Source organism: Phocaeicola sp. ICN-14070, assembly GCF_037892625.1.
Lineage (GTDB): Bacteria > Bacteroidota > Bacteroidia > Bacteroidales > Bacteroidaceae > Phocaeicola > Phocaeicola plebeius.
The window spans coordinates 115,568-124,931 of record NZ_JBBKBF010000004.1; the positions used below are offsets into that span (position 1 = coordinate 115,568).

At 42.7% G+C, this 9,364-nt stretch carries 7 protein-coding genes; 1 reads left to right on the forward strand and 6 read right to left on the reverse strand.

The genetic code is table 11. The features are described from left to right. The 4 genes from WKT20_RS02410 to WKT20_RS02425 are packed head-to-tail and all read right to left on the reverse strand — an operon-like array spanning position 1 to position 3,920. Positions 1-924, reverse strand: a complete 924-nt coding sequence (locus tag WKT20_RS02410) for an amidohydrolase family protein (RefSeq protein ID WP_340416761.1) — start codon at positions 922-924, stop codon at positions 1-3. A gap of 15 nt (positions 925-939) precedes the next feature. Next, positions 940-1,872 carry an aldo/keto reductase gene (locus tag WKT20_RS02415; protein ID WP_340416762.1) on the reverse strand — a complete coding sequence of 311 codons (933 nt, stop codon included), beginning with the start codon at positions 1,870-1,872 and terminating at the stop codon, positions 940-942. 12 nt (positions 1,873-1,884) lie between these two features. Beyond that, positions 1,885-2,265 carry an L-rhamnose mutarotase gene (locus WKT20_RS02420; RefSeq protein WP_117700991.1) on the reverse strand — a complete coding sequence of 127 codons (381 nt, stop codon included), beginning with the start codon at positions 2,263-2,265 and terminating at the stop codon, positions 1,885-1,887. Positions 2,266-2,279: 14 nt separating this feature from the next. Beyond that, positions 2,280-3,920, reverse strand: a complete 1,641-nt coding sequence (locus tag WKT20_RS02425; RefSeq protein WP_303240314.1) for an alpha-L-fucosidase — start codon at positions 3,918-3,920, stop codon at positions 2,280-2,282. A gap of 217 nt (positions 3,921-4,137) precedes the next feature. Between WKT20_RS02425 and WKT20_RS02430 the strand changes: the two genes are divergently transcribed. Further along, a complete protein-coding gene (locus WKT20_RS02430) occupies positions 4,138-4,992 on the forward strand; it encodes an AraC family transcriptional regulator (protein ID WP_340416763.1) in 855 nt (284 codons plus the stop codon). Positions 4,993-5,001: 9 nt separating this feature from the next. On the opposite strand, the gene WKT20_RS02435 is transcribed toward WKT20_RS02430, so the two are convergent. Together WKT20_RS02435 and WKT20_RS02440 are read right to left on the reverse strand one after the other, a co-directional pair. Further along, complete coding sequence (locus WKT20_RS02435; protein ID WP_340416764.1) at positions 5,002-6,690, reverse strand: RagB/SusD family nutrient uptake outer membrane protein; 1,689 nt, start codon at positions 6,688-6,690, stop codon at positions 5,002-5,004. Positions 6,691-6,711: 21 nt separating this feature from the next. Next, the coding region (locus tag WKT20_RS02440; RefSeq protein WP_340416765.1) for a SusC/RagA family TonB-linked outer membrane protein at positions 6,712-9,364 on the reverse strand (2,653 nt) is incomplete at its 5' end.

A 9,364-nucleotide genomic window follows, 5' to 3' on the forward strand; every position in this document is an offset into this window, starting at 1 on the left:
TTATTCCGACATATTCTTAATGTAAGGAAGCTCCGGCAGATTATGGAAACCATAGAAACTGCGGGCATTTTCTCCCAAGAAGAGTGCTTTCTCTCTTTCTGTCAATTCATCGGATTTGCTCACAAAGTCGTACGACATACGGTAAGTAATGGCCGTTATGGTACGCGGATAATCCGACCCCCACATCAGTTTCTCAAAGCCGACCAGCTCAGCAGCCTCACGGATAGCTCTTACCGCCCCCTTAAACGGATAAAACTCGTCATTGAACAACCAGGTAATCCCTCCCGATTCAATACGTACATGAGGATGACGAGCCAACTTGATCTGTTCCTTCCACTGAGGACGGGTTACCATACCGAAATGTCCGATGGCCACCTTCAATTTCGGGCACTCCTGAATTACCTCCTCCAGTTCGCCCACCTGTGTATCTCCGTCAGCCATATCAATGGAAAGTAGCACCCCGTTCTGCTCCATCAGGTGGAACATCTGCATCATTTCCTCACAGTTTAATCTTACACGCCCCTCTTTGAGCAACAAACGCTGTGCAGGAATCTTAATCCCCTTGAATCCCTGTGCAATAAGCTGACGCGCCTGATCCAGATAGCCCGGCTTACGGAACTCACACATTCCGCATACAAAGAAACGGTCGGGATAACGGACTGCAACCTCGGCTAAATAGTCATTCTGAAACCCGTCGATAAACTCTTGCGTCACCACAGCCGCAGACACCTGCGCATAGTCCATGTTAGATAAGAACACTTCGGCACTGTTTACTCCATCGGTCATGAACGGGGGAAGCATCTGTCTCACTTCCCCCATGAACAATGACCTTCCATTCTCCAAGGTGCGGATAGGCAGTCCTTCAACCACCGCATCCTGTTTTAACCACAAATGAGAATGTGCATCGATTATTATAAACCCCATATACAAATTCCTCCTTTAAGAATTAGCCCAACTTACACGGAACTGGTCGCCGATAATTTCACGCACCTCACGCACCAAAGTTTCATCCATCGGGTCCTCTATGAAAGCCACATTCTTCTTCACATTCTGCGGATTGGCCGTACTGAACAACGTCGTAGCAATGCGCGGATTGCTCACGGCATACTGCATGGCCAGTTTTTCTATCGGATAATTCTTACTCTTGCAATGCTCCATGGCCTTTCGGCAAGCCTCTACCAACGGCTGAGGAGCCGGATGCCATGACGGTACACCTCTTTCGGTCAGCAAGCCCATAGACAATGGAGAGGCGCTGATTACCCCGATACCTTTCGACTCAAAATAGTCCAGAAAATCGACCAGTTTGTCATCGCACAAGCAATAATGACAGAAGTTCAGCACCGACTCTACCGTTCCTGCCGGCGAATGGTCAATCACCCATTTCAAATTCTCCAGTTGCAGGTCGGTGATACCCACATGACCTACTACCCCTTTCTCTCTTAACTCCACCAAAGCCGGTAAAGTCTCATTAACCACCTGATTCAAATCGGCAAACTCAATGTCGTGCACATTAATCAGGTCGATATAGTCCACATGCAAGCGATCCATACTTTCGTACACGCTCTCCGTAGCCCGCTTCCCGGAATAATCCCAGGTATTTATCCCGTCTTTTCCATAACGTCCTACCTTCGTAGAAAGATAATACTTGTCGCGAGGAATCTCCTTCAGGGCCTTTCCTAATACCGTTTCAGCCTTATAATGTCCGTAATAAGGAGACACATCGATAAAATTCATCCCCAAATCAATGGCGGTAAACACCGCTTCCAATCCTTCTTTTTCTTTAATGTCATGGAAGACTCCCCCCAAAGAAGAAGCTCCGAAACTCAAAGAGGATACCTTCATCCCCGTTTTTCCTATTTCATGGTATTCCATAGTGATAACTTTTTAAGATTCATACAAATAAAACATACGCTCCATCAACTGCCATTTCTCGGCAGAACTGCTTCCCGGCACGCATTCCTGAAAACGTGCCACATAATCTTCCCACTCTGCCTGTCTGGGCAACTGTGCCAGGCGTTTCATCGCGCTATTCCAGTCAAAATCAAGCGGTGTTTCCACAATCATGAACAGCTTGCAGCCTACGATATAGATTTCCATTTCCAGCATCCCCACTGAACGGATTCCTGCCCGAATCTCCGGCCAAGCTTCTTCGCGACTATGCATTTTCCGGTATTCCGCTATCAGTTCCGGGTTGTTTTTCAAATCCAATGCCTGGCAATACCGCTTGACGGGCATACCATACTCTTTTACTCTATATCCTTCCATCTTACCACATTTTATTATTTCGCGATTCGCAATACGGGAGCAATCTGATTCAACGGCTGCGCAGGAAGTGTAACCGACAAGCCTTCGGCAGTACGGACAAAGTCCACCTTTCCGTATCCCAATAATTCTACCTTACGAATCTTTCCTTCATAAAGTTTACTGTCTGTAGCCAGTGACTTGATGTTCACCTTTCCATCTGCCGGCCATGCTAGCACAGTAGCATACAAATACTTCGGTGTCTGTGTGAAACGGATTTCCTTTGCTCCGGCCTGACTGTAAGAACCTTCATTGAATCCCTGGGCATTGAGTGGAATATCTTCTTCCGCAATCGGACCTTCCCCGAACACTACCCACGGACGAGTATCATAAATAGCTTCCTTGTTTATATTCATCCACGCCCCAAATTCATTCAGAATTCTCTCTTCTTTTTCATCGAAAGTTCCATCTGCACGCAGAGGTACGCTCAGCAACAGATTTCCGTTCTTACTCACAATGTCTACCAACAATTTAGCTACGTATGCCGCTGATTTATATTCGTTTTTCTCGTAAATAGACGTATTGTAATGCCATCCGCCAATGCAGGAGCATGACTGCCACGGCTGATCGATAATTTTATTGGGAGCACCGCGCTCTACGTCCCACACCAGTGCTTTTCGCTGATTTTCATCGAGAATCTTACCAAACATCACCGCTTCCAGTTTCCCTTTGTGAGTAGCCATATTGTGGTTATAAAAATGAGCAGCGATCTTCAGCCCCGCATCGCTTACCGGATAGAAAGGAGCTACTGTCACATCAAAATATAGCAAATCAGGGTTATAGCGATTGATTACATCAAGTGTACGGTTATAAAAGTTCGTACAGAATTCTTGGCTCGGCACACAAACTCCATTGCCCCAAGCCCACTGGCGATGAATCATTCCGTTATCCCAGCTGTTCTCACTCAATGGATGGTTTTGTGCATACAAATCCTGCGGATCGTATCCTTCCCACCATTTTCCTTTTCCGTCTGCTTTGGTCAGTTTCCCATCGTATGGAATTCCTTTCTTCGGACCTTTCGTGTCATGACGCTGAGAAGGCTCATACCAGCTCCACGCATGGTCGGCATGCAAGCTGACTCCAAAATACAATCCGTATTTTCTTGCGGCTTTTTCCCATCCGGCCAGAATATCTTTCTTCGGCCCCATATTCACTGAATTCCAGGGCTGATACTTGCTGTCCCACAAGTCCATGTTGTCATGATGATTACCCAAAGCAAAAAAGTACTGGGCACCTATTTTCTTATAAAAGGCTACCAGCCTGTCCGGGTCCCAGTTTTCCGCCTTCCACAAGGGAATAATATCCTTAAAGCCCACTTCCGACGGGTGTCCGTAGTGTTTTACATGATATTCATATTCACGAGTACCCTCCATGTACATGGAACGAGCCATCCAGTCGCCTGAACCTTCCACACACTGTGGCCCCCAGTGAGCCCATATACCAAATTTCACGTTACGGAACCATTCCGGCACCTGATAGTTTTCCAACGAATTCCATGTGGGTTCGAACTTTCCTTTCATCATCGGTTCATCCTGTTCCGATACCGGTACCTGATAAGTCTGTGCCGACAATCCGGCCATAGATAAAAATAAAGAGACTAATAAGAGTCTTGTTTTCATAAGTATTATTATCTGATAATTTATATAAACAAATGTACGGAGAATAGCCCCAAAAGAATAGGATCAAAACGAGAGTTTATAGGCTAATATCGACAAAAACAGCATTTTAAAGAACTTTACCTGTACAATATCGATTTGTATCAGATAAAAGATCTATTAAAATCATCTACACGAAGAAATAATTATTACTTTTATGGCAAATTAATAATCTATACCTATGAATCTACAAGTAGAACAAATGCACCCATTAGTCCTGAACGTAGGATTAGCTGTTCACAATGCAGATTGGAACTGGAAAAATGCAAACAGTCCATTTACACGTTTATATTATGTTACGGAAGGAAGTGCTCAAATAGAACTTCCTGATGGAATATATACGTTATCACCCAAACACATGTATTTCATCCCTGCGCTTACCATTCATACCAATATTTGTAAATCTAATTTCGTACATTACTACTTGCATATTTACGAAGATCATTACTCAGACAACGACTGGTTAGACCATTGGAAATTTCCCGTCGAAATAGAAGCAACAGATTTAGATTTGGCTCTATTCAAACGCTTATGCGAAATTAACCCGCACATGACTCTGCAAAAGTCCGACCCTACCACATACGACAACAATCCAACACTCATGCAGAATCTTATAAAAAACAGACAACGGGCATTTTGCGATAAGGTTGAATCGAGAGGAATCGTATTCCAACTGCTATCTCGCTTTTTTAAACAAGGACAATCCAAAATTGAAATGGAAGATAACCGGATAGCTAAAACTGTTTTATATATCCGTAAACATCTCAATGAGGCCATTGAATTGGAAAAACTCGCAGAAATCTCTTGTCTTTCCAAAGACCATTTTATCCGTCTTTTCAAAAAAGAATTAGGAACTACACCTTTGCAATATATCAACCAAAAGAAAATAGAAAAAGCTCAGCTCCTACTAATCACAGAGGAACTGGCTGTCAAAGAAATTGCTTTTCAACTGGCTTTTGAGGACTATTCTTACTTTAACCGTTTATTTAAAAAAATAACCGGCGTTACTCCTCAAGAATACCGCCGGCTATATTGATACTAAAATTTAGTTATATCCTTCATTCTGTTTCAGGTTCTTATTAACATTTCTTTCACTTTGCGGAATAGGGAAATATCGGTTATGGGCAGACCATGTACGGGTTTCAAACTGATAATACATATCTTGGTCAACCGGAGAGGCCGCAGAGCCACTTCCACGATAATTAGGAGCATCAGGGTCATCCGAGAGTTTGACTCCTGTAAACGTATGATTCAACTCCTGTTCTGCAATTCCCCAACGAAGTATATCAAAATATCTAAACCCCTCAAAAGCCAGCTCTACCCGTCTTTCCTTACGAACTGCCTTACGCACATCCTCCTGAGTCGGCAAATCACTTTTTTGATATTTTGGTAATTTCACGCGATTACGTATATCATTGATTGTCAAATCAAGCACTGTTTGATCAACGGCACCCGGATTAGATTCATTCAACGCTTCCAGATAACTCAACAGCACCTCAGCATAACGCATAAGAGGAGTATAAGTAGGCGTTGAACCTAAATTATTCGTAATCGAAGGATCACAACCTTTCTTGGGACAATAACCGTTAAACAACGGGAAACGATTGTAACTATCTGCCGTATTAGGTCCTTGGAAACAATTATAAGTTATATCATTATATTTTGTTCCAGGATAAGAGCCCAACGGAGGAAGGAAAATAGAAGCATACAATCTTATTTCACGATTAGCATAAGGATCATTATCATCATACACACCTGAGTTATCAATATCTTTTCCATCCGTACAGAAATACTCTTTTACCAGTTCATTATAAGGAGCAAACTGATGCCAGCCACCATAAGCACATTCCGGATACAGATATTGATAGCGGGAATTTGTAAATTTATCCGCAATACCCATGATACAAAAAATAGTCTCAGGGCTATATTCGCCTCCTATTTGGAACAGCTTTTCATAACTTTCATCTCCATTTCTGCGATCAAGCTGATAGTTGCCTGAAATAATTACTTCATTCAAAATATCAGCAGCATCTCCCCATCGGTCCTGAGCCAAATACAAACGAGACAACAATACTTTAGCCGCACCATTTGTCAGACGTCCATATTCTTCTGCATCATAACTGTCCGGAAGAATTCTGGCGGCTTCCTTCAAATCAGTTTCCACCTGGGCATACACATCTGCCTGGGCTGTCTGCTTAATCGTATTAGCCTCCTCCACAGTTAACGGTGCAAGTGACATAGGAACATCTTTAAAATAAAATGCCAGATTAAACAAGAAATAAGCACGTAAAGTTTTTACTTCTGCACTCCATTTTTCTCTAGTATCTTCATCCATTGGACATTTCCCAACATTAACCAGAAAATTATTGTATTTTGCAATCTGTGTATAGGCATTCTTCCAATACCACTCAATATTGCTATTCGTCGCAACTGTATTGGAACTGGCCATCAGAGTAGTAAAATTCTCTTTTTCCGTACCGTTGCCTCCAGCAAAATCAAGATACAACAATCCTTGAGGAGTTGCAAAATCATCATGGGACCAACCTGTCTGAAAGCGGTAACAACCTACCAATGCCAGATAAGCATCATTCTCACCTGTCCAGAAAGTATTGTCCGAGATAGCAGAAGGAGGATTTTTCTCCAGCAAATCCGAACAGCTGACAAGCACACCAGACAAAGCCAAAGAATAAACTGACAACTTGGCTATATGTAATATTTGTAATAACGGTTTCATATCTTTATAGATTTATAGTAATTAGAACTTGAAGTTAAACCCAAACGAATAAATGGCTGTAATAGGATAGTAAGAAGGAGAATCACCTGTTCCAATTTCATTCTCAGGATCCCATCCCTGATAGAAACTGTTAAAGCTGAAAAGATTCTGACCACTTACATATACGCGTAACTTTTCAATACCAATCTTCTTGGTCCATGCCTGTGGCAAGGTATAACCAAGCTGCAAGTTTTTCAAACGTAAGAAGCTTGCATTGCGTACCCAGTAATCGGAGGTCTGCAGGTTCGGATGGTTCATATTCATCGTTTCTATGCGAGGATATTCTGCCCATTTATCTGGATTCTCTTTTGTCCAGCAGTTTTCAGCCTGCCATCTCTGAATCTGTCCGCCGTTATAAAACGCATAAGCCATATAAGAACCTATCTGACGCTGATAACCGCCTAATCCCTGGAACAGTGCGGAGAAATCAAAGCCTTTGTAAGAAGCCGAGAGGTTCAAGCCATAATAGAACTTGGGAGTAGTACTACCCAATACTGTACGGTCATATTCAGCATCCACCTTTCCATCAGGTACACCGTCCGGACCACTAATATCCTTATAACGTATATAGCCCGGTTTCAAGTCACTCTTTCCTACTAACTGTTCAGGAGCCTCATTAATTTCTGCCTGATCAACGAACAATCCTTCTGTCTGATATCCATAAATAATACCTATCGGCTGTCCCACAATACGGTTGTTGTTGATTTCTTCTGTAGCACCATTTGCCAGTTCTTCCACCGCATTCTTTACCCATGTAAAATTCGGCGCAATACTAAACTGGAAATCTCTGCCAATACGTCCGTTATAACTTAAGTTTACTTCAATACCTTTATTGGATACTGCACCTACATTCGATTCACTCACATTCTGCCCAAGAATACCAGCTTTTTCAACCGGTGCAAGAATGTCTGAAGTGTATTTATAGAAATATTCAATACTACCATTTAACGTATTATTGAACAACCCGAAGTCCAAACCCACATTGGTGATAGCTGTCTTTTCCCAGGTAAGATCCTGGTTGCGGTAAGTAGAAACATAAGTACCGGGGACCAAAGTGGCTGGATTACCCAACGGATAATTATGATCCAGATCGTATGTCTGCTGATAAGGATATACTCCGATATTCTGGTTACCCAGTACACCATACGATGCACGCAGTTTCAAGTTATTGACAACCTCACCTGCACGCGTATTTTTCCAGAAATTTTCTTCAGAAATTCTCCATCCTGCAGAAACTGAAGGGAAAATGCCCCAACGGTTATCTTTCGCAAAACGGGAAGAGCCGTCATAACGCAGGTTAGCCTCCAGCAAATATTTATCCTTAAACGCATAGTTCACACGACCAAAGAAAGAAACCAAGGCATACTCTTCCAAAGAACTGTTGTTTGTGGCAGTTGATGCATCACCGGCTCCAAGCTGATACAAGGCATTATTAGGGAAGGTATTGCGATAACCCTCCAGACCTTTATTGGAAGTCTGTTCTACAGAGGTACCGGCTAGAACCTTCAAGTCATGACTGCCGAACGTCTTTTCATAATTTACTAAAGCTTCCAGAGTGGTATTCGTATTATTTGATGTCCAGATATTCAATGTAGAAGGACCGACCGTCTTATTTTCATCAAAATAAGTCTCTGCACGATAAGTCTTATCATATTTAGTCCAGTATGTTACGCCAGCTTTTCCGGTCAGTGACAATCCTTTAATCGGAGTATCCCATCTTAATTGTCCGGAAGCATTTATATTACGGCTGACATTCTCCACAAATGATTCACTTGCCAGCCAGGCTTCCGGACTATAATTATCCTGATACCCAAAGCTTCCATCAGATTTCTGTCCTGCATAGATAGGAGCCTCACGGACTGCATAACCTATTATACCGTCAATGCTTGTCGGCTCACCGTTCGGCGCATTGTATTTGTTATTGTAAGCATTGATATTCAAACTCAATGTAAGAGACTTGCTTAACTGGCTTCTCAAAGAGAACAGAGCAGTCATGCGTTCATTAGACGTCTTGGCTGTAAGTCCTTCCTGATTTCTATAACCGATAGAGAGATTGTAACTTGTCGTCGCATTTCCTCCCTGAATGCTTACATTATGCTGGTGCTGGAAACCTGAACCGCTTTCCAACAGCCACTTCAGATGATTCACATTCGGATAGTTGTCCGGATCAGAGCCATCTTTATATTTCTGTATCTGCTCCGGCAAATAAGCATCCTGCTTACTCATGTTCTGCATGGCCATATTATAATACGTAGCATATTCCCAAGACGGAAGAAAATCAGGAAGTTCTGTTGCCCGCTGCCAGCCAAATGAATTGTTATAGGTTACTACAGTTTTTCCCTGTGCACCTTTCTTTGTTTCTATCAGAATAACTCCGTTTGCAGCTCTGTTACCATAAATAGAAGCAGAAGCGGCATCTTTCAAGAAAGAAATACTTTGAATATCATTAGGATCTACATCATCCAGATTACCAGACAAACCGTCTATAAGCACCAGCGGATCAGTACCGGCACTGGAGAAAGTACCTGTTCCACGAATCTTCACATTTGCCCCTGTACCAGGACGTCCAGAATTCTGTACAACACTCAGACCTGGTGCCAAACCTGCAATAGCCTGGGCTGTACTCATCACCGGC